We start from the raw sequence: 17693 nt of genomic DNA, 5'->3' as shown, positions 1-17693 counted from the left end.
TTCCTCATTTAGCGTCTTTATTGACCGTATTAAGCAGGAATTTACCGATCAGGTCTTCAAGCACCAGCGACGACTGTGTGTCGTGGATTGTCGAACCATCCTTGAGCAGAGCTGATTCCCCGCCCACGCTGACACCGATGTATTTCTCGCCCAGCAAACCCGCAGTGAGGATAGATGCAGTGGAGTCAGTTGGCAGGTTATCCACCTTCTTATCCAGCTGCATGGTCACTCGCCCGGTGAAGCTGTCGCGGTCCAGATCGATTGCCGTGACCTTGCCGATGGTCACACCGGCCATGGTCACTTTAGCTCTGACCGTCAAACCGGCGATATTGTCGAAGTACGCGTAAAGTTTATAAGTATCGGCGGTAGGGCTGGCCGAAAGGCCGCTGACTCGCAGGGCCAACAACAATAAAGCCAGGATGCCAGCCAGCAAGAAAAGGCCTACACCGATTTCCACAGTGCGGTTTTGCATCAGAAATCTCCAAACATCAAGGCGGTCAAAATGAAGTCAAGGCCCAGTACAGCCAGCGAGGCGTACACAACGGTCTTGGTGGTGGCGCGACTGATCCCTTCTGAAGTGGGCTCACAGTCGTAGCCTTGGAATACGGCGATCCAGGTCACTACAAAAGCGAAGACGATGCTCTTTATGATGCCGTTGAGCACGTCACCGCTGAAGGTGACGCTGTTTTGCATGTTGCCCCAGTAGGAGCCGTCATAGACGCCCAACCAGTCAACCGCGACCCACGAACCGCCCCATATACCCACCACGCTGAAAATCATCGCCAGCAGAGGCAGTGAAATGAAGCCGGCCCACAGGCGCGGCGCAACGATGTACTTGAGCGGGTCCACGCCGATCATTTCGAGGCTGGACAATTGCTCGGTGGACTTCATGTTGCCGATTTCGGCGGTCAACGCAGAACCCGCGCGGCCCGCAAACAGCAAGGCAGTGACCACCGGCCCCAGCTCGCGCAAGAGCGTCAGCGCGACCATCTGCCCAACGGCCTGCTCCGAACCGTAGCCGGAAAGGATATTGAACCCCTGCAACGCCAACACCATGCCGATGAAAATCCCGGAAACCACAATAATTACCAGGGACATCACGCCGACTGAGTGCAGTTGCTTGATCAACAGGCCAAAACCGCCGCCAATGCCACCACGGCCGAGCAAGGCGTGGAACAGGAAGATTGTCGAACGCCCCAGCACTTCGACCATATCGATGCCGGAGCGACCGAAAAGGCGCACCTTCTCGAGTAAAGATGTCTTGCGCATCAACGCTTCCCCAGAAGATCTGAGCGGTAATCCGTTGCCGGAAAGTGAAAAGGCACAGGGCCATCAGGGTCGCCGGTCATGAATTGGCGAATACGCGGATTGTCTGCATTCATCAGTTCTTCAGGCGTGCCCTGCCCCAGCACCTGGCCATCGCCTACTACATAGAGGTAATCGGCAATGCTCGCGGTTTCTGCAAGATCGTGGGAAACCACGATGCTGGTGATACCCAGCGCATCGTTGAGCAGGCGGATCAGACGCACCAGCACGCCCATGGCGATAGGGTCCTGGCCGACGAAAGGTTCGTCGTACATGAGGATCTGCGGGTCGAGGGCAATGGCGCGCGCCAGGGCGACCCGACGCTTCATGCCACCGGACAGTTCGTCGGGCATCAGGTCGGTGGCGCCGCGAAGGCCTACGGCCTGCAGTTTCAGCAACACGATGTCACGAATCATTTCGTCGGACAGCTGCGTGTGCACCCGCAGCGGAAAGGCCACATTCTCGAAAACATCGAGATCGGTGAACAATGCACCGCTCTGGAACAGCACACCCATGTGCTTGCGTGCGTCGAACAGATCGCTGCGCGACAATGTCGGCAGGTTCTGGCCGTTGACCCACACTTCACCGGCACTGGGCCGCAATTGCATGCCCATCAGGCGCAACAGGGTGGTCTTGCCACAACCGGAAGGCCCCATGATGCCCGTGACCTTGCCGCGCGGAATGCGGATATCGATGTTATTGAAGATGCTGCGCGTCCCGCGCTTGAAGGTCAGTCCCTTCAGCTCGACCGCGTAGGCGTTATCGGCACTCATCTAAACTCCTTGGGATGCAGCCTCTCACTCAGACACCATGCTTGCGACAAACGTTTGCAATGATTGTGCAATAGTTGACCATATGGGCTGGGCGGACCGAACTGGCGGCGAACTATATCACTGCTGGTACGAGGCGCCCAAGGCCGGAACAGCGCTTGTTCAGATTAAGGACAGGGAAAAAACGTTGCTTCAGATGAATCTCAAGCGCGTCGCGAACAAACCCTGACGAACTTGCGTGAGGGAATTGATCATTACCGTTATAATCGCCGACTTTTCGTCAGGCTATACGATTCCAGACATGAGCCAATCCAGCGACCTTATCCAATCCGCACAACGCACCATCCGCCTCGAGCTTGAAGCCGTAGAAGGCTTACTGGCCCATATCGACGCAGATTTCGTACGCGCTTGCGAGATGATTCTGGCCAGCAAGGGCCGCGTCGTCGTGGTCGGCATGGGCAAGTCAGGCCACGTCGGCAACAAGATCGCCGCCACCCTGGCCAGCACCGGGACCACTGCGTTTTTCGTACACCCGGCCGAAGCCAGTCATGGCGACATGGGCATGATCACCAAGGATGACATCATCCTGGCGCTGTCCAACTCCGGCACCACCAATGAAATAGTGACTCTTTTGCCACTGATCAAGCGCCTGGGCATCCAGATGATCAGTGTTACCGGCAACCCGGAATCAACGCTGGCCAAGGCCGCCGAAGTGAACCTTAACGTTCACGTGGCCCACGAGGCCTGCCCGCTGAACCTGGCACCAACCTCTTCCACCACCGCCGCGCTGGTCATGGGCGATGCCCTGGCCGTGGCACTGCTGGAAGCCCGCGGGTTTACCGCCGAAGACTTCGCATTTTCTCACCCAGGTGGTGCCTTGGGCCGCCGCCTGCTATTGAAAGTGGAAAACGTCATGCATTCGGGCGACGAACTGCCCCACGTCCAGCGCGGCACTTTGCTGAAGGACGCGCTGATGGAAATGACCCGCAAGGGCCTAGGTATGACCGTTATCCTCGAAGCCGACGGGCGCCTGGCCGGGGTCTTTACCGACGGCGACTTGCGCCGCACCCTGGACCGCACCATCGACATCCACACCGCCACCATCGATGCGGTGATGACACCCCACGGCAAGACCGCCCGCCCTGAAATGCTGGCAGCCGAAGCCTTGAAGATCATGGAAGACCATAAGATCGGCGCGCTGGTGGTGGTCAATAGCGACGACCGCCCGATTGGCGCCCTGAACATGCACGACTTGCTGCGTGCGGGAGTGATGTAAATGACCGACGACCTGTTGCAACGCGGCAAACACATCAAGCTGGCAATTTTCGACGTTGACGGCGTGCTGACCGATGGCCGCCTGTACTTCCTTGAAGACGGCAGCGAATTCAAGACGTTCAACACCCTAGACGGCCAGGGCATCAAGATGCTGATGGCGTCGGGTGTGCAAACGGCGATTATCAGCGGCAGGAAAACTCCAGTTGTGGAACGCCGTGCACAAAACCTGGGGATTCCTCACCTGTATCAGGGCCGCGAGGATAAACTGGTGGTTCTGGACGAGCTTCTTGGCCAACTCAACCTAAGCTATGAGCAGGTGGCCTACTTGGGCGATGACCTGCCAGACCTGCCGGTGATTCGCCGGGTGGGCCTGGGCATGGCCGTTGCCAATGCGGCAGGCTTTGTTCGCGAGAACGCCCATGGCATCACCACTGCACGTGGTGGTGAAGGTGCCGCCCGCGAGTTCTGCGAGCTGATCCTGCGTGCCCAAGGCAGCCTTGAAGCGGCCCATGCCGCCTACTTATAGAGCGTTTTATGCTGAGTAAAAAGATTCGCAACTTCCTGCTATTCGCAGTCATCGCCGCACTGTTCCTGGCGGTGGGCTACTGGAATATCAGCCCGGAGCGCTTTCTCGACCAGCCTGCTGCGCAGGTTGACGAGGGGGTTATCGACTATTACGCCACCAATGCCAAAAGCGTGCAGTTCCTGCCCGACGGCAAGGTGCAGTACGAGATGACCTCGGACAAGGTCGAGCACGTGAAAGCCAGCGAAGTTACCTTGCTGACCAACCCGGACATGAACATTTACCGCGGTACCGAGTTCCCATGGCACGTCACCAGCAAGCGTGGCGAGGTCAACCCGGACGGTACCGAGGTGGAACTGATCGACTCGGTGCGCGTTGCGCGCACTGACGATAAAAAACGTGAGACCGTGATTACCACCAGTCGCATGACCGTATTCCCGCAGAAGCAATATGCGCAGACCGAGCAAGACGTTAGAATCGACGGCGCTGGCGGTGTAACGACTGGCAAGGGAATGAAAGCGTATTTGAAAGAAAGCAGGATACACCTGCTATCGAACGTAAGAGGACAGTATGAGGCTCGTTAAAACTCTCCCTATTTTGCTCGGTCTGGGCGCAGCACTGGGAAGCGTGAGCGCCTGGGCTCTGCCGAACGATAGCCAGCAACCGATCCACATTTCGGCTGACGATGCGCAGCTGGATGACAAGCAAGGCGTTGCAACCTATACCGGCGGCGTGGTCATCACCCAAGGCTCGATGAAGATCACCGGTAACACGGTGACGCTGACTCGTACCCAAGCGGGCGATATCGACGTGGTCACTTCGGTGGGCAACCTGGCTTACTTCGAACAGAAGCAGTCGGCCACCGACACCGGCCCGATGAAGGGCTACGGCAAGACCATCCAGTACCATGCCCAGCAGAACCGCATTGTACTGATCGACCAGGCCAAGGTGCTCAGCCCCGATGGCAACTCCACGGAAGGTGAGAAAATCACCTATGACACCGTGAAACAGATCGCTAACGCCGGTCGTGCCAATGGCAACAAGGTCACCGCGCCTCGTCCACGCATCGACATGGTTATCCAGCCGAAGAAGAAGGCCGAGTAATGGCAACCCTCAAAGCCCAGCACCTGGCCAAGGCCTATAAAAGCCGTCAGGTCGTGCGCGACGTCAGCCTGTCGATCGACAGCGGCCAGATCGTCGGCTTGCTCGGCCCCAACGGCGCCGGCAAGACCACGTGCTTCTATATGATCGTCGGCCTGGTCCAGGCGGACCAGGGTCGCGTACTGATCGACGACCTGGACGTGAGCCACCAACCAATGCACGGCCGCGCCCGCGCCGGTATCGGCTATCTTCCGCAAGAAGCGTCGATCTTCCGCAAACTGTCGGTCGCCGATAACATCATGGCCATCCTCGAGACCCGCAAGGAACTCGACCGTGACGGTCGTCGCAAGGAGCTGGAAAGCCTGCTACAGGAATTCCACATCAACCATATCCGCGACAACCTCGGCATGAGCCTGTCCGGTGGTGAGCGCCGCCGCGTAGAAATCGCTCGCGCACTGGCCACTGCACCGAAATTCATCCTGTTGGACGAACCGTTTGCCGGCGTCGACCCGATATCGGTCGGCGACATCAAGCAGATCATCCACCACCTCAAGGCTAAGGGCATTGGCGTGCTGATCACTGACCACAACGTCCGTGAGACGCTCGATATCTGCGAAACCGCGTATATCGTCAACGATGGCCAACTGATCGCTGAAGGCGACTCCGCCACCATCCTGGCCAATGAACTGGTCAAGGAAGTGTACCTGGGTCACGAGTTCCGCCTGTAAACACCGTGGTGTCACGGCCCATTGCCAAGGTGCGCGGGAGCCAATGAAAACCTCTGGATTTTTATTGTTACCGCGCTCTAGGCAAAGCCCCCGCTATCAGGCATATAATTTGCTTATGTTTGGCGCTCACGCGCCCTGTCGTGGATGGCGCATTGCGCCGGCGAATAAGGTGTTAAGCCCCTGCCATGAAACCATCGCTAGTCCTGAGAATGGGCCAGCAGCTGACGATGACACCGCAGCTGCAACAGGCCATCCGCCTGCTCCAATTGTCGACCCTGGACCTGCAACAGGAAATCCAGGAGGCCCTGGAGTCCAATCCGATGCTCGAACGCCAGGAAGAAGGCGACGACTTCGATAATGCAGACCCGCTGGCCGATAACATCGAGCAAAAACCCAACCCCGATGTGCAGGAACCCTCCTACCAGGAAACCGCCCCAACGGTGGATAACCTCGAGGAAGGCGACTGGAACGAACGCATTCCCAACGAGCTTCCCGTCGACACCGCCTGGGAAGACGTCTACCAGACCAGCGCCAGCAGCCTGCCCAGCAATGACGATGACGAGTGGGATTTCACCACCCGCACCTCCGCCGGCGAAAGCCTGCAGAGCCACCTGCTGTGGCAACTGAACCTGGCGCCGATGTCGGACACCGATCGCCTGATCGCCGTGACCCTGATCGACTGCATCAATAACCAGGGCTACCTGGACGAGACGCTTGAGGAAATTCTCGAAGCATTCGACCCTGAACTGGATATCGAGCTGGACGAGATCGAAGCCGTCCTGCACCGCATCCAGCAGTTCGAACCCGCTGGCATCGGCGCGCGCTCCCTCAGTGAATGCCTGCTGCTGCAATTGCGCCAACTGCCCACCAAGACCCCCTGGCTCGCCGAGGCCCAGCGCCTGGTAACCGATTACATCGACATGCTGGGCAGTCGCGACTACAGCCAACTGATGCGCCGCATGAAGCTCAAGGAAGACGACCTGCGCCAGATCATTGAGCTGGTACAAAGCCTCAACCCGCGTCCTGGCTCGCAAATCGAGTCCAGCGAAGCCGAATACGTGATTCCTGACGTGATCGTGCGCAAGGATAACGAGCGCTGGCTGGTTGAACTGAACCAGGAGTCGGTGCCACGCCTGCGGGTCAACCCGCAATACGCCGGTTTTGTGCGTCGCGCTGACACCAGCGCCGATAACACCTTCATGCGCAACCAGTTGCAGGAAGCTCGCTGGTTTATCAAGAGCCTGCAAAGCCGCAACGAAACCCTGATGAAGGTGGCCACCCAGATCGTCGAGCACCAGCGCGGCTTCCTGGAATACGGCGATGAGGCGATGAAACCGTTGGTACTGCATGACATCGCCGAGGCGGTTGGCATGCATGAATCGACGATTTCTCGGGTAACCACGCAAAAATTCATGCATACCCCACGGGGTATTTATGAACTGAAATACTTTTTCTCCAGCCACGTCAGCACCTCCGAAGGCGGTGAATGCTCGTCCACGGCGATTCGCGCGATCATCAAAAAACTGGTTGCCGCGGAAAATCAGAAAAAGCCATTGAGTGACAGTAAGATCGCTGGTTTACTGGAGGCACAAGGCATTCAGGTCGCCCGTCGAACCGTCGCCAAGTACCGCGAGTCCCTCGGGATCGCGCCTTCCAGCGAGCGTAAGCGTTTGATGTGACGGGCGGGCCACAGCGTTCCAGTGGCAGGCGCTTTCGCCTGTCGCTTTATGCACTGGCAACGAAGGAGAAGCTGTATGCAAGTCAACATCAGTGGACACCAGCTGGAAGTCACCAAACCCCTGCGTGAATACACCGAAAGCAAGCTTAACAAGCTTGCGGGGCATTTTGACAAGATCACCAACGTGCAGGTCATCATGGAGGTCGATAAGCTCAAGCAGAAAATCGAGGCCACCCTGCACGTACCGAATGCCAAGCTCGTCGCCAATGCTGAACATGAGGACATGTACGCGGCGATCGACTCGCTCTACGACAAGCTGGACCGCCAACTCATAAAGCATAAGGAAAAGAATCTGCACCTGATGCAAGGTACAGGTCGTTAACTCTCCCCCCATGATCCGACTTGAAACCATCCTGACCCCCGGCCGTTCCCTTGTGAACGTGCCGGGCGGCAGTAAAAAACGCGCCCTCGAACAAATTGCCAACCTGATCGGCCGTGAAGTGCCTGAACTGGAAACGCAAACTGTGTACGAGGCACTGATTGCTCGTGAAAAACTTGGCTCGACCGGTTTTGGTAATGGCATCGCTATTCCCCACTGCCGCCTCAAAGGCTGCGAGACGCCTGTCAGCGCCCTGCTGCACTTGGACCATCCCATCGATTTCGACGCCATCGATGGCGCCCCGGTCGACCTGCTGTTTGTTTTGCTGGTCCCGGAAGCTGCCACCGATGCACACCTGGAACTGCTTCGGCAGATCGCCAGCATGCTCGACCGCAAGGAAGTGCGCGACAAACTGCGCAGTGCCAGCAGTAATGAGGCGCTGTATCAGGTTGTACTGGACGAACAGAACGGGCAGTAATCATGCGCTTGATCATCGTCAGCGGCCGTTCCGGCTCAGGTAAAAGCACCGCCCTCAACGTCCTTGAGGACAGCGGTTTCTACTGCATCGACAATTTGCCTGCCGGCTTGCTGCCGGAATTGGCGGAACGCGCGTTGATCCATACCGAACTGGCGCAACCCCTGGTCGCCGTTTCGATAGATGCCCGCAACCTGCCCAGCCATCTTGAGCGATTTCCGCAATTGCTCGAGGAAGTGCGCGCCAAGCACATTCATTGCGATGTGCTGTACCTGGATGCCGACGAAGAGACACTGCTCAAGCGTTTCTCCGAAACACGCCGACGCCACCCCCTCAGCAGCCCCCACCGCTCCTTGGCCGAGGCCATCGAGGACGAAACCAAGCTGCTGGGACCGATCATTGACCTCGCCGACCTCAAGATCAACACCACCAGCCTTAACCTGTACCAGTTGCGCGATGCCATCAAGCTGCGTCTGTTGAACCAGCCGGAGCCAGGCACGGCGTTTCTCGTGGAGTCGTTTGGTTTCAAGCGCGGAATGCCGGTAGATGCAGACTTGGTGTTTGATGTGCGCTGCCTGCCGAACCCCTACTGGAAGCCGGAACTGCGCGAACAATCCGGGCTGGATCAACCTGTTGCCGACTACCTGGCTGCGCAACCGGATGTTGAGGAGATGTTCCAGGACATTTCCAGCTACCTGCTCAAATGGTTGCCACGCTTTGCAGCAAGCAATCGTGCCTATGTCACCATTGCCATTGGCTGCACCGGCGGCCACCACCGCTCCGTCTACCTGACCGAACGCTTGGGCCAGGTGCTGCAAAAAACCCTCAAGAACGTTCAGGTCCGCCACCGCGACCTTAGCTGAAAGGAACACCTGCGCGATGCCCGCTCTGGAAATTGAAATCATCAACAAGCTCGGCCTTCACGCCCGAGCTTCGGCCAAATTCGTGGGTGTGGCTGGGCAGTTTCCCTGCCAGATACGGGCCGGGCGCACGCCGGAATCCATGGTCGATGGCAAAAGCATCATGGCAATGATGATGTTGGCGGCCGGCAAGGGCACCAAGATTCACTTGAAGACAGAAGGCGAGCAAGAGCAGGAAGCGATGGACGCGCTGGTTGCGATGATCAATAACTACTTTGATGAAGGCGAATAACCCTTTGTAAGCGCCCAGTTTGCTGGGCTCCGACAAAGGGAGCGGGCATTAGCCTAAAGCCGTATCCATCACCATCATCAGGCAAAAACCGGTGCACAACCCCAGACTGGCGAGTTTTTCGTGACCATTGCGTCGCGATTCAGGGATGACTTCGTGAGTCACCACCAATAGCATCGCGCCAGCAGCCAAGGCCAGGCCCAAAGGCAACAGTACCTCGGCCAGGCTCACCAACCAGGCGCAGAGCACAGCAAACACCGGCTCCACCAAGCCTGACGCAGCACCGATCATAAAAGCCTTGACCCGCGACATCCCTGCCCCGGCCAACACCAGCGCGATCACGAGGCCTTCAGGCACATCCTGCAAGGCGATGCCCATGGCCAGGCTATTGGCCTCCGGCATGCCGCCACCGGCGGAGACGCCGACCGCCATGCCTTCGGGGATGTTGTGGGCGATGATAGCAAACACAAACAGCCAGATGCGCGGCGGGATTACCGGTTTGTCCGGCGTGCCGACGAGCATTTCCGGGCTCGCGCCGGAAACCTTGCGGTCAACCAGGTATAGCCCGAACGCCCCAAGCATAATGCCCAAGCTGATCAAGCCACTGGCCTCCCAGGGCGACAATCCCAAGCTTTCAGCCGCGGCAATGCCTGGCACGATCAGCGAAAACGCCGTCGCAGCGAGCATCACCCCTGCCCCAAAGCCCAGCAGTGTATCGCTCAACGCCACCGGCATCCGCCGAATGACCAGCACAGGCACCGCGCCGAGCGCCGTGCCGAGTGCGCAGATGGACCCGCCCTGCAGGGCGCGCAGAATGCGCGGCTCCAAGTCAAGCCAGGCCAGCCCGTGGGCCACCAGCAATGCAGTACCTGCCAATAGCAGCAGCGAGCCAAGTGCATAACGAAACATCCGCCCGCTGCTGATCGCCAGTGTGTCAGTGCGCATAGTCGGCCTTAGATCTTGTTATAGGGGTGGATGTCAGGCCACAGCGGCCTGATAGCGTGCGGCGACTTCAGGCCAGTTAATGACACTGTAGAACGCATTGATGTATTCCGGGCGACGGTTCTGATAAAGCAGGTAGTAGGCGTGCTCCCAGACGTCAAGGCCGAGGATCGGCGTATTACCGCTCATCAGGGGGCTGTCCTGATTGCCGCTGCTTTCCACCACCAGGTTCTTTTGCGGGGTGACGCTCAGCCAGGCCCAGCCGCTACCGAAGCGCGTCAACGCGGCTTTGGTGAAAGCATCCTTGAAGCTGTCGAAACCGCCCAGTTGTTCCTCGATCGCTTTGCCCAGTGCGCCCTCGGGCTTACCACCACCTTTGGGCGACATCACGGCCCAGAACAGCGAGTGGTTGGCGTGGCCGCCGCCTTGGTTAATCACGGCTGCACGAAGTTTTTCCGGCAACTGCTGCACGCTGGATACCAGTTTTTCAACCGGCCAGCCCGCAAACTCAGTGCCCTCAACTGCGGCATTAAGGTTGTTGATATAGGTCTGGTGGTGCTTGGTGTAATGGATCTCCATGGTTTGCGCATCGATATGCGGTTCCAAGGCGTCGTAGGCGTAAGGCAATGCAGGCAAGGTGTAGGTCATATCAATGTGCTCCGTAATGAGGAGTGGTCGGCTGCGCCGCAGTACCGCCCAGCAAGCGATGGGTACGCGGGTACTCACCGTGATCGCTGATGAAGTTCAGTAGCTCGACGTAGGTCTTGCTGCTCTGGCGCAGGGCCGCTTCCCGCAATTGCGGGCTCAGACGCGAGTCCTGCATGGTCTGCAAAAGACGCTGGTGAATAGCGCAAAGGTATTCCGCGCTTTCTTCCGGCTGGTTCAGGCGCAGGTGCAAGTCCGCCAGGTTGTGATGAGAAATGACGCTCGCCGCCACTGCTTCGTCGGCATCCGCCCAGCGCTCGAACAGCACTTGAGCCAAGGCCAGGGCTTGCAAATAGGCCTCGCGAGCGTCAACCAACTCGCCCGCCATAAAGCAGCGATTGGCCCGTTCGATCGTGCGTTTCCAGTGCTCCATGGTGAGCCTCCAAAGCAGGGTCGGTGATTACACGCCGCCGGCCGTCAGCTTTTCCGGATCCAGCAGGACTTCCAGTTGGCTGCGCGGCAGGTCGGTGTGCTCGAGGGCGACATCAATCACCGGACGGCCTTGCTGATACGCCTTCTTGGCAATTTCAGCGGCCTTTTGGTAACCGATGATCGGGTTGAGTGCGGTGACCAAAATCGGGTTGCGCGACAGCGCTTCCTTGAGCTTGGCTTCATTGACCTTGAAGCTGGCGATGGCCTTGTCCGCCAGTAGACGGCTGGAATTGGCCAGCAATTCGAGGCTGCTGAGCAGGTTCTGGGCGATGATAGGCAGCATCACATTCAGCTCGAAGTTGCCCGATTGACCAGCGATGGTGATCACTGTGTCATTACCGATGACCTGCGCGGCGACCATGGCCGTCGCTTCCGGGATCACTGGGTTGACCTTGCCAGGCATGATCGAAGAGCCAGGCTGCAGGCCTTCCAGTTCGATTTCACCAAGGCCTGCGAGCGGGCCGGAGTTCATCCAGCGCAGGTCGTTGGCGATTTTCATCAACGACACGGCAGTGGTTTTCAACTGGCCGGAAACGGCGACGGCGGTGTCCTGGGAGCCGATCAGCGCGAACAGGTTTTTGCCTGGGGTGAATTTCACACCAGTCAGGCTGCTCAACTGCTGGCTGAATCGCGCAGCGAATTGCGGGTGTGCGTTGATCCCGGTGCCAACCGCTGTGCCGCCTTGGGCCAGCGCTTGCAGACTTGGTAGAAGGTCCTGCAAATGCGCGATATTAGCCTTGAGTTGCTGCGCCCAGCCATTGAGCACCTGGCTCATGCGCACCGGCATGGCATCCATTAAGTGAGTGCGGCCAGTCTTGATGAACGGGTGAACCTCTTCGGCCTTTTGCTCGATGACTTGAACGAGGTGCAACAGGGCCGGCAGTGTTTGCTCATGCAGCACCAATGCGGCGCTGACGTGGAGGGTGGTTGGAATGATGTCATTGCTGCTTTGACCGCAGTTCACGTGGTCATTGGGGTTGACCGGCTCGCCGAGCAAACGACTGGCGAGGGTGGCAATCACCTCGTTGGCATTCATGTTGGAACTGGTGCCGGAACCGGTCTGGAAAATATCCACCGGGAAATGCGGCATGAAATCGCCTTCCAGCAGGCCTTGGGCGGCATCGACAATAGCCTTGCCCTGCCCTGCGCTGATTTGTTCGAGGTCGACGTTAACCTTGGCTGCCGCAACCTTGGCCAAGATCAGGGCGCGAATGAATTGCGCCGGCATGCGTTGATGGCTGATCGGGAAGTTGTTTACCGCACGCTGGGTTTGAGCGCCATACAAGGCTTCGGCAGGCACTTGCAGCTCGCCCATGCTGTCGCGTTCGATACGGGTGTTACTCATCGTTAGATCCTTGCACGAGGTCGGAGTGAGAAATAGACGGCAGCAATTCGCAGGTCGCCAATTGCCAGGCAAAGGTTTGCCAGCGCTTGAGACGGCAGGCACATTGAGAAAGCTGTTCCAGGTCGCGCAGTGGACGCCAAGCCTGGTCCAGGCAAACGCAACGCCAGTGCCACGGCAGCGCTATATCGCTGGCGGTGTCGAGCAATAAGCGCAATGAGGTCTCAGCGATCGTCCAGGGATGGGTCGCGGTGCAGCACGCCAGGTATCGACCTTCGTTGAGGTAATGCTCGATCAGGCGAGGCTCATTTGGATCGAGTGCGCAGCGGATTTGACGACTCATCCAGCGCCAGCTTTCCAGATAAGGATCCTCATGCAGGACAGAACTCATGATCCATACTCGCTCGATAATGATATTCATTATTAAATGATATTAAGAATCAAAACAAGCGCACCAAAGGATTCGTCTCACGATGGAGTTACAAAAAAGGCGCGCCATCCGTGGGATGGCGCGCCTTTTTCAGGGACCGTTGAGGGGTTAGCTGCCGGCGACGGTCATCCGCTCGATCAGCACAGAACCTGTGCGAATGTTGCTGCGCAGTTCCAAATCATTACCCACGGCAACGATCTGCTTGAACATATCGCGCATGTTGCCAGCGATAGTCACTTCCTGAACGGCAAACTGAATCTCGCCGTTCTCTACCCAGAACCCCGCCGCGCCACGGGAGTAATCACCGGTGACCATGTTCAGGCCATGGCCCATCAATTCAGTGACTAGCAAGCCACGGCCCATGCGCCGCAGCAACGCCGCCTGGTCTTCATCGCCATGGGTGACAAACAGGTTGTGCACGCCACCGGAGTTCGCCGTGCTTGGCAGGCCGAGTTTACGGCCGGAGTATGTACCCAATACGTAGGAGACCAACTCGCCGTTCTCGACGAACGGCTTGGCATAAGTCGCCAGGCCATCACCATCGAACGACGTGCTGCCCATGGCACGCATCAGGTGCGGGCGTTCATCGATGGTCAGCCATTCGGGAAACAGCTTCTGGCCAATTGCACCTTCCAGGAACGAGGATTTGCGGTACAAGTTGCCACCGGAAATCGCCCCCAGGAAGCTGCCGAACAACCCACCGGCAAGTTCTGCTGAAAACAACACAGGCACTTCGCAGGTCGGCACCGGGCGCGCGCCCAGGCGACTCGCGGCACGCTGCGCAGCACGCTGCCCAATGCTCACCGGGTCCGCCAGCAAATCGCCCTGGCGATTCACGTCGTACCAGTAATCGCGCTGCATCTGCCCGTTGGCTTCGGCAATCATCACGCAGCTCAGGCTATGACGGGTGGACGCATAACCGCCGATAAAACCATGACTGTTGCCATACACGCGGCAACCCTGATGCGTACTCAACGTGGTGCCATCAGCATTCTTGATGCGGATATCGGCGTCGAACGCCGCCGCTTCACAGATCAATGCCTGTTCGATGGCTTGCTCGGGCGTGATGTCCCAGGCGTGGAACAGATCGAAATCCTGAAGGTCCTTGGCCATCAGGGCCTTATCGGCCAAACCCGAGCTTTCATCCTCCGAGGTGTGCTTGGCAATCGCCAACGCAGCCGCCACCGTTTCGCGAATCGCTTCCGAGCCACTTGCCGACGTACTGGCCGAACCTTTGCGCTGCCCGACATACAAGGTGATGCCAAACCCTTGATCGCGATTGAACTCAACGGTTTCCACTTCACGCTGGCGTACCGACGTCGACAGCCCCTGCTCCAGCGACACCGCCACCTCACAGGCACTGGCCCCCTGGCGCTTGGCCTCGGCAAGGATCTGCTCGACTTGTTCCTGCAGTGCCGGTAACGCTTGCGGACCGACGCTTTGGGCTGCACTCATGGTTTTCTCCACTCAAATTCTGCTTTCGGTTAAGGCCATCGAGCGACCGGGCCGGACAAGCGGCCCCCGACTGGTTATCATGGCGGCGTTTCTTTGCGGACTGCCACCATGGTTGATTCTTACGACGACTCCCTCGATGGGGAGAAAAGCAAAACCCAGGTCAAACGCGAGCTGCATGCTCTGGTTGACCTTGGCGAGCGCCTTACAACGCTCAAGAAAGATTTGATTGCAAAACTGCCTTTGACCGACGAAATGCGCCGGGCCTTGGCTGATGCGCCCAAGCACACCGCGAATATCGCGCGTAAACGGCACATCATGTTTATCGGCAAACTCATGCGCGATCAGGACACTGACGCCATTCTGGCTTTGCTTGATCAAACCGATGCCTCCACTCGCCAGTACAACGAACGCTTCCATAACCTGGAGCGTTGGCGTGACCGCTTGATCGCGGGCGATGACGCCGTGCTGGAGAAATTTGTGCTGGACTACCCGGACGCGGACCGCCAGCAACTGCGCTCCCTGATCCGTCAGGCCCAGCACGAGCAGGCGCATAACAAAGCGCCGGCCACCAGCCGTAAAATCTTCAAGTACATCCGAGAGCTGGACGAGACTCAACGCGGCCTGCGCTGATCCTCTTCCCCGGGTGGTGGTTTTCGCCACCCGAAGCTCCACCTTTCTTACGAGCCCGTGCCACCCACGGTGATCGCATCAATTTTCAGCGTTGGCTGCCCGACCCCCACCGGCACCGACTGCCCGTCCTTCCCGCACGTGCCCACGCCGCTGTCGAGCGACAGGTCGTTACCGACCATCGACACCTTGCTCATGGCTTCCGGACCGTTACCAATCAACGTTGCCCCTTTGACCGGCGCAGTAATCTTGCCGTCTTCGATCAGGTACGCCTCGCTGGTGGAGAACACGAACTTGCCGCTGGTGATGTCCACCTGGCCGCCACCGAGGTTGGCGCAGTAGATGCCGCGCTTCACCGAAGCGATGATTTCCGCCGGGTCGCTTTCGCCACCGAGCATGTAGGTGTTGGTCATGCGTGGCATCGGCAGGTGCGCGTAGGATTCGCGACGGCCGTTACCGGTGCGCGCCACGCCCATCAAGCGGGCGTTGAGCTTGTCTTGCATGTAGCCCTTGAGCACGCCGTTTTCGATCAGGGTGGTGCACTCGGTCGGCGTACCTTCGTCATCAACGCTCAGCGAGCCACGACGCCCGGCGAGGGTGCCGTCATCGACGATGGTGCACAGCTTGGAGGCAACCCTCTCGCCCATGCGACCGCTGTAGGCCGAACTGCCCTTGCGGTTGAAGTCACCTTCCAGCCCATGGCCGACCGCTTCGTGCAGCAGTACGCCGGACCAGCCCGACCCCAGCACCACCGGCAAGGTACCCGCCGGCGCCGGAATGGCTTCCAGGTTGACCAGCGCCTGGCGCAGGGCCTCACGGGCATAGCCCATGGCACGGTCGTCGTTGAGGAAGTAGCGGTAGTCGGTACGCCCGCCGCCGCCATGGCCACCGCGCTCGCGGCGACCGTTCTGCTCTACGATCACACTCACATTGAAGCGCACCAGCGGCCGTACATCCGCCGCCAGGCCGCCGTCGGTGGATGCCACCAGAATGCGTTCCCACACACCGGCCATGCTCACGGTAACCTGTTGGATACGCGGATCGAGGGCGCGGGTGGCCACGTCGATACGCTTGAGCAGCTCGACCTTTTCCGCGCGACTGATGACCTCCAACGGGTTATCCGGCGCGTACAACTGCGCCACATCTTGAGTGCTGAACGCCTGAACCGTGCCATTTTGGCCAGCGCGGGAGATTGAGCGCGCAGCACGCGCCGCCAGGCCCAAGGCTTCCAGGGTGATCGCGTTGCTGTAGGCAAAGCCGGTTTTTTCACCGGATTGCGCACGCACGCCGACACCCTGGTCGAGATTGAAGCTGCCTTCCTTGACGATCCCGTCTTCCAGGGACCAGGACTCGGAGATCTGGCCCTGGAAATACAGGTCAGCCGCATCAATGCCCGGTCCGGCCAGATCGCCGAGCACGGTTTGCAAGCTTTCGATGGTCACGCCACCGGGTGCCAGGAGGTGTTCACTGACTGAGGACAACAACTCGCTCATAGGTATGGCCTTAAATTCATCGTTCCGAAGCAGGCCGCTGTGCGCCCTGCGAGAAAAAGCGCCGATGGCTGACCACCGGCATACGCGCCCTTATCGACGCCTGTTCACTGCTATCGCGCTCGGCAAGCAACACCGCTTCGCCTCTATCCTGTTGCGTCAGCACGCGCCCCCAAGGGTCGACAATGGCCGCGTGGCCATGGGTTTCCCGTGGTCCCGGGTGTACGCCACCCTGAGCCGCCGCCAGCAGGTAGCACTGGGTCTCGATGGCCCGTGCGCGAACCAGCACGTCCCAATGGGCCGCACCGGTCACTGCCGTAAACGCCGAAGGCGCCGTAATCAATTCAGCCCCCGCCGCGCGCAACTCGCTGTAGAGCTCTGGGAAGCGCAAGTCGTAACACACCGTCAAGCCCAAACGGCCGACGGGCGTATCTGCCACCACCACATTCCCCCCGAAAGCATAGTCGTCGGATTCACGGTAACGACCGCGAGCATCAGCGACATCCACATCGAAAAGGTGCAGCTTGTCGTAACGGGCAACGATTTCGCCGCGATCATCAACCAGCAGTGAGCAGGCGTTGGACTTGGCGTGCGGTTGGTCCTCTGGCGGCAACGGCAAAGTGCCTGCCACTATCCATAAGGTGAGGTCGCGGGCGGTCTGTTTCAACCACGGGAGGATCGGACCTTCGCTCAGCGCCTCGGCGCGGCCGATATCAGCTACATCGCGACGCCCCATGGCGGCGAAGTTTTCCGGCAGCACCGCCAGCTTCGCCCCACCCGCCGCCGCCTGCTCCAGCAAGCGCCGGGCCTGGGCCAGGTTGGCCAGCACATCGCTCTGGCTGACCATTTGAATTACCGCAAAGGACATGGGCCGACACTCCAGAAAA

At 59.0% G+C, this 17693-nt stretch carries 22 protein-coding genes; 11 read left to right on the top strand and 11 right to left on the bottom strand.

What is annotated here, in order from left to right; all coding sequences use genetic code 11:
• Nucleotides 1-4 precede the first annotated feature (4 nt).
• From mlaD to AACY44_RS04575, 3 genes are read right to left on the bottom strand one after another with little or no spacing between them, the layout of a single operon-like run.
• The gene (gene mlaD, locus AACY44_RS04585) at nt 5-472 is read right to left on the bottom strand and encodes an outer membrane lipid asymmetry maintenance protein MlaD (RefSeq protein ID WP_012722246.1); all 468 of its coding nucleotides are present in this window, start codon (nt 470-472) and stop codon (nt 5-7) included.
• Nucleotides 472-1269 carry a lipid asymmetry maintenance ABC transporter permease subunit MlaE gene (gene mlaE / locus AACY44_RS04580; RefSeq protein ID WP_339417522.1) on the bottom strand — a complete coding sequence of 266 codons (798 nt, stop codon included), beginning with the start codon at nt 1267-1269 and terminating at the stop codon, nt 472-474. The genes mlaD and mlaE overlap by 1 nt, the downstream gene beginning before the upstream one ends.
• Nucleotides 1269-2078: an ATP-binding cassette domain-containing protein gene (locus tag AACY44_RS04575; protein ID WP_339417520.1), complete on the bottom strand. Its 810-nt coding sequence runs from the start codon at nt 2076-2078 to the stop codon at nt 1269-1271. The genes mlaE and AACY44_RS04575 overlap by 1 nt, the downstream gene beginning before the upstream one ends.
• Nucleotides 2079-2376: 298 nt before the next feature.
• On the opposite strand from AACY44_RS04575, the gene AACY44_RS04570 reads away from it, so the two are divergent.
• The 10 genes from AACY44_RS04570 (at nt 2377) to AACY44_RS04525 (ending at nt 9386) form a co-directional block, all read left to right on the top strand.
• Nucleotides 2377-3351, top strand: a complete 975-nt coding sequence (locus tag AACY44_RS04570; RefSeq protein WP_339417518.1) for a KpsF/GutQ family sugar-phosphate isomerase — start codon at nt 2377-2379, stop codon at nt 3349-3351.
• Entirely contained in the window at nt 3352-3876 is a 525-nt protein-coding gene (locus AACY44_RS04565; protein WP_339417516.1) for a KdsC family phosphatase, read from the top strand.
• Between the two features lie 8 nt (nt 3877-3884).
• On the top strand, nt 3885-4457 hold the full coding sequence (gene lptC, locus AACY44_RS04560; RefSeq protein WP_339417514.1) for an LPS export ABC transporter periplasmic protein LptC: 573 nt from the start codon (nt 3885-3887) through the stop codon (nt 4455-4457).
• Nucleotides 4444-4977 (top strand): lipopolysaccharide transport periplasmic protein LptA, encoded by a 534-nt coding sequence (gene lptA / locus AACY44_RS04555; protein WP_339417512.1) that lies wholly within the window; start codon nt 4444-4446, stop codon nt 4975-4977. The genes lptC and lptA overlap by 14 nt, the downstream gene beginning before the upstream one ends.
• Complete coding sequence (gene lptB, locus AACY44_RS04550; RefSeq protein ID WP_003171806.1) at nt 4977-5702, top strand: LPS export ABC transporter ATP-binding protein; 726 nt, start codon at nt 4977-4979, stop codon at nt 5700-5702. The genes lptA and lptB overlap by 1 nt, the downstream gene beginning before the upstream one ends.
• 185 nt (nt 5703-5887) lie before the next feature.
• Nucleotides 5888-7381 (top strand): RNA polymerase factor sigma-54, encoded by a 1494-nt coding sequence (locus tag AACY44_RS04545; protein WP_339417510.1) that lies wholly within the window; start codon nt 5888-5890, stop codon nt 7379-7381.
• 75 nt (nt 7382-7456) lie between these two features.
• Nucleotides 7457-7762: a ribosome hibernation-promoting factor, HPF/YfiA family gene (hpf, locus tag AACY44_RS04540; RefSeq protein WP_003171804.1), complete on the top strand. Its 306-nt coding sequence runs from the start codon at nt 7457-7459 to the stop codon at nt 7760-7762.
• A 10-nt stretch (nt 7763-7772) separates the two neighbouring features.
• Nucleotides 7773-8237, top strand: a complete 465-nt coding sequence (ptsN, locus tag AACY44_RS04535) for a PTS IIA-like nitrogen regulatory protein PtsN (RefSeq protein WP_049709981.1) — start codon at nt 7773-7775, stop codon at nt 8235-8237.
• A gap of 2 nt (nt 8238-8239) precedes the next feature.
• Entirely contained in the window at nt 8240-9097 is an 858-nt protein-coding gene (gene rapZ, locus AACY44_RS04530; RefSeq protein ID WP_339417508.1) for an RNase adapter RapZ, read from the top strand.
• 16 nt (nt 9098-9113) lie between these two features.
• The gene (locus AACY44_RS04525) at nt 9114-9386 is read left to right on the top strand and encodes an HPr family phosphocarrier protein (RefSeq protein WP_339427154.1); all 273 of its coding nucleotides are present in this window, start codon (nt 9114-9116) and stop codon (nt 9384-9386) included.
• 48 nt (nt 9387-9434) lie between these two features.
• Here AACY44_RS04525 and AACY44_RS04520 read toward each other — a convergent pair whose 3' ends face one another.
• The 6 genes from AACY44_RS04520 to pmbA all read right to left on the bottom strand — a co-directional run bounded on the left by AACY44_RS04520 (nt 9435) and on the right by pmbA (nt 14689).
• Entirely contained in the window at nt 9435-10328 is an 894-nt protein-coding gene (locus AACY44_RS04520; RefSeq protein WP_339417504.1) for a ZIP family metal transporter, read from the bottom strand.
• 33 nt (nt 10329-10361) lie between these two features.
• Entirely contained in the window at nt 10362-10973 is a 612-nt protein-coding gene (locus AACY44_RS04515) for a superoxide dismutase (protein ID WP_339417502.1), read from the bottom strand.
• Between the two features lies 1 nt (nt 10974).
• The gene (locus AACY44_RS04510) at nt 10975-11403 is read right to left on the bottom strand and encodes a hypothetical protein (RefSeq protein WP_339417500.1); all 429 of its coding nucleotides are present in this window, start codon (nt 11401-11403) and stop codon (nt 10975-10977) included.
• 27 nt (nt 11404-11430) lie between these two features.
• Nucleotides 11431-12807 carry a class II fumarate hydratase gene (locus AACY44_RS04505; RefSeq protein ID WP_339417498.1) on the bottom strand — a complete coding sequence of 459 codons (1377 nt, stop codon included), beginning with the start codon at nt 12805-12807 and terminating at the stop codon, nt 11431-11433.
• The gene (locus AACY44_RS04500) at nt 12800-13195 is read right to left on the bottom strand and encodes a FagA protein (protein ID WP_339417496.1); all 396 of its coding nucleotides are present in this window, start codon (nt 13193-13195) and stop codon (nt 12800-12802) included. Before AACY44_RS04500 ends, AACY44_RS04505 begins: the two co-directional genes overlap by 8 nt.
• Nucleotides 13196-13342: 147 nt before the next feature.
• Nucleotides 13343-14689, bottom strand: a complete 1347-nt coding sequence (gene pmbA / locus AACY44_RS04495) for a metalloprotease PmbA (protein WP_339427155.1) — start codon at nt 14687-14689, stop codon at nt 13343-13345.
• Between the two features lie 108 nt (nt 14690-14797).
• Between pmbA and yjgA the strand changes: the two genes are divergently transcribed.
• Nucleotides 14798-15319, top strand: coding sequence for a ribosome biogenesis factor YjgA (gene yjgA, locus AACY44_RS04490; protein ID WP_017738766.1), 522 nt, complete (start codon nt 14798-14800; stop codon nt 15317-15319).
• A gap of 47 nt (nt 15320-15366) precedes the next feature.
• On the opposite strand, the gene tldD is transcribed toward yjgA, so the two are convergent.
• A complete protein-coding gene (gene tldD / locus AACY44_RS04485; RefSeq protein ID WP_339468470.1) occupies nt 15367-16809 on the bottom strand; it encodes a metalloprotease TldD in 1443 nt (480 codons plus the stop codon).
• Between the two features lie 16 nt (nt 16810-16825).
• Entirely contained in the window at nt 16826-17674 is an 849-nt protein-coding gene (locus AACY44_RS04480) for a carbon-nitrogen hydrolase family protein (protein WP_339417490.1), read from the bottom strand.
• Between the last annotated feature and the right edge of the window lie 19 nt (nt 17675-17693).

Origin of the sequence: Pseudomonas sp. RA_15y_Pfl1_P11, from assembly GCF_963970975.1 — a bacterium.
GTDB classification, from domain to species: domain Bacteria; phylum Pseudomonadota; class Gammaproteobacteria; order Pseudomonadales; family Pseudomonadaceae; genus Aquipseudomonas; species Aquipseudomonas tritici.
The sequence above is the reverse complement of the archived record's forward strand: the minus strand, read 5'-3'. Positions and strand labels throughout refer to the sequence as shown.

Coding starts and splice junctions, on each gene's coding strand:
- AACY44_RS04505 (WP_339417498.1), bottom strand. CDS start 12,807: ATGAGTAACACCCGTATCGAACGCGACAGCATGGGCGAGCTGCAAGTG.
- AACY44_RS04515 (WP_339417502.1), bottom strand. CDS start 10,973: ATGACCTACACCTTGCCTGCATTGCCTTACGCCTACGACGCCTTGGAA.
- pmbA (WP_339427155.1), bottom strand. CDS start 14,689: ATGAGTGCAGCCCAAAGCGTCGGTCCGCAAGCGTTACCGGCACTGCAG.
- yjgA (WP_017738766.1), top strand. CDS start 14,798: ATGGTTGATTCTTACGACGACTCCCTCGATGGGGAGAAAAGCAAAACC.
- lptC (WP_339417514.1), top strand. CDS start 3,885: ATGCTGAGTAAAAAGATTCGCAACTTCCTGCTATTCGCAGTCATCGCC.
- mlaD (WP_012722246.1), bottom strand. CDS start 472: ATGCAAAACCGCACTGTGGAAATCGGTGTAGGCCTTTTCTTGCTGGCT.
- AACY44_RS04545 (WP_339417510.1), top strand. CDS start 5,888: ATGAAACCATCGCTAGTCCTGAGAATGGGCCAGCAGCTGACGATGACA.
- AACY44_RS04570 (WP_339417518.1), top strand. CDS start 2,377: ATGAGCCAATCCAGCGACCTTATCCAATCCGCACAACGCACCATCCGC.
- AACY44_RS04565 (WP_339417516.1), top strand. CDS start 3,352: ATGACCGACGACCTGTTGCAACGCGGCAAACACATCAAGCTGGCAATT.
- AACY44_RS04500 (WP_339417496.1), bottom strand. CDS start 13,195: ATGAGTTCTGTCCTGCATGAGGATCCTTATCTGGAAAGCTGGCGCTGG.
- tldD (WP_339468470.1), bottom strand. CDS start 16,809: ATGAGCGAGTTGTTGTCCTCAGTCAGTGAACACCTCCTGGCACCCGGT.
- hpf (WP_003171804.1), top strand. CDS start 7,457: ATGCAAGTCAACATCAGTGGACACCAGCTGGAAGTCACCAAACCCCTG.
- AACY44_RS04575 (WP_339417520.1), bottom strand. CDS start 2,078: ATGAGTGCCGATAACGCCTACGCGGTCGAGCTGAAGGGACTGACCTTC.
- rapZ (WP_339417508.1), top strand. CDS start 8,240: ATGCGCTTGATCATCGTCAGCGGCCGTTCCGGCTCAGGTAAAAGCACC.
- AACY44_RS04525 (WP_339427154.1), top strand. CDS start 9,114: ATGCCCGCTCTGGAAATTGAAATCATCAACAAGCTCGGCCTTCACGCC.
- ptsN (WP_049709981.1), top strand. CDS start 7,773: ATGATCCGACTTGAAACCATCCTGACCCCCGGCCGTTCCCTTGTGAAC.
- AACY44_RS04520 (WP_339417504.1), bottom strand. CDS start 10,328: ATGCGCACTGACACACTGGCGATCAGCAGCGGGCGGATGTTTCGTTAT.
- lptA (WP_339417512.1), top strand. CDS start 4,444: ATGAGGCTCGTTAAAACTCTCCCTATTTTGCTCGGTCTGGGCGCAGCA.
- AACY44_RS04510 (WP_339417500.1), bottom strand. CDS start 11,403: ATGGAGCACTGGAAACGCACGATCGAACGGGCCAATCGCTGCTTTATG.
- mlaE (WP_339417522.1), bottom strand. CDS start 1,269: ATGCGCAAGACATCTTTACTCGAGAAGGTGCGCCTTTTCGGTCGCTCC.
- AACY44_RS04480 (WP_339417490.1), bottom strand. CDS start 17,674: ATGTCCTTTGCGGTAATTCAAATGGTCAGCCAGAGCGATGTGCTGGCC.
- lptB (WP_003171806.1), top strand. CDS start 4,977: ATGGCAACCCTCAAAGCCCAGCACCTGGCCAAGGCCTATAAAAGCCGT.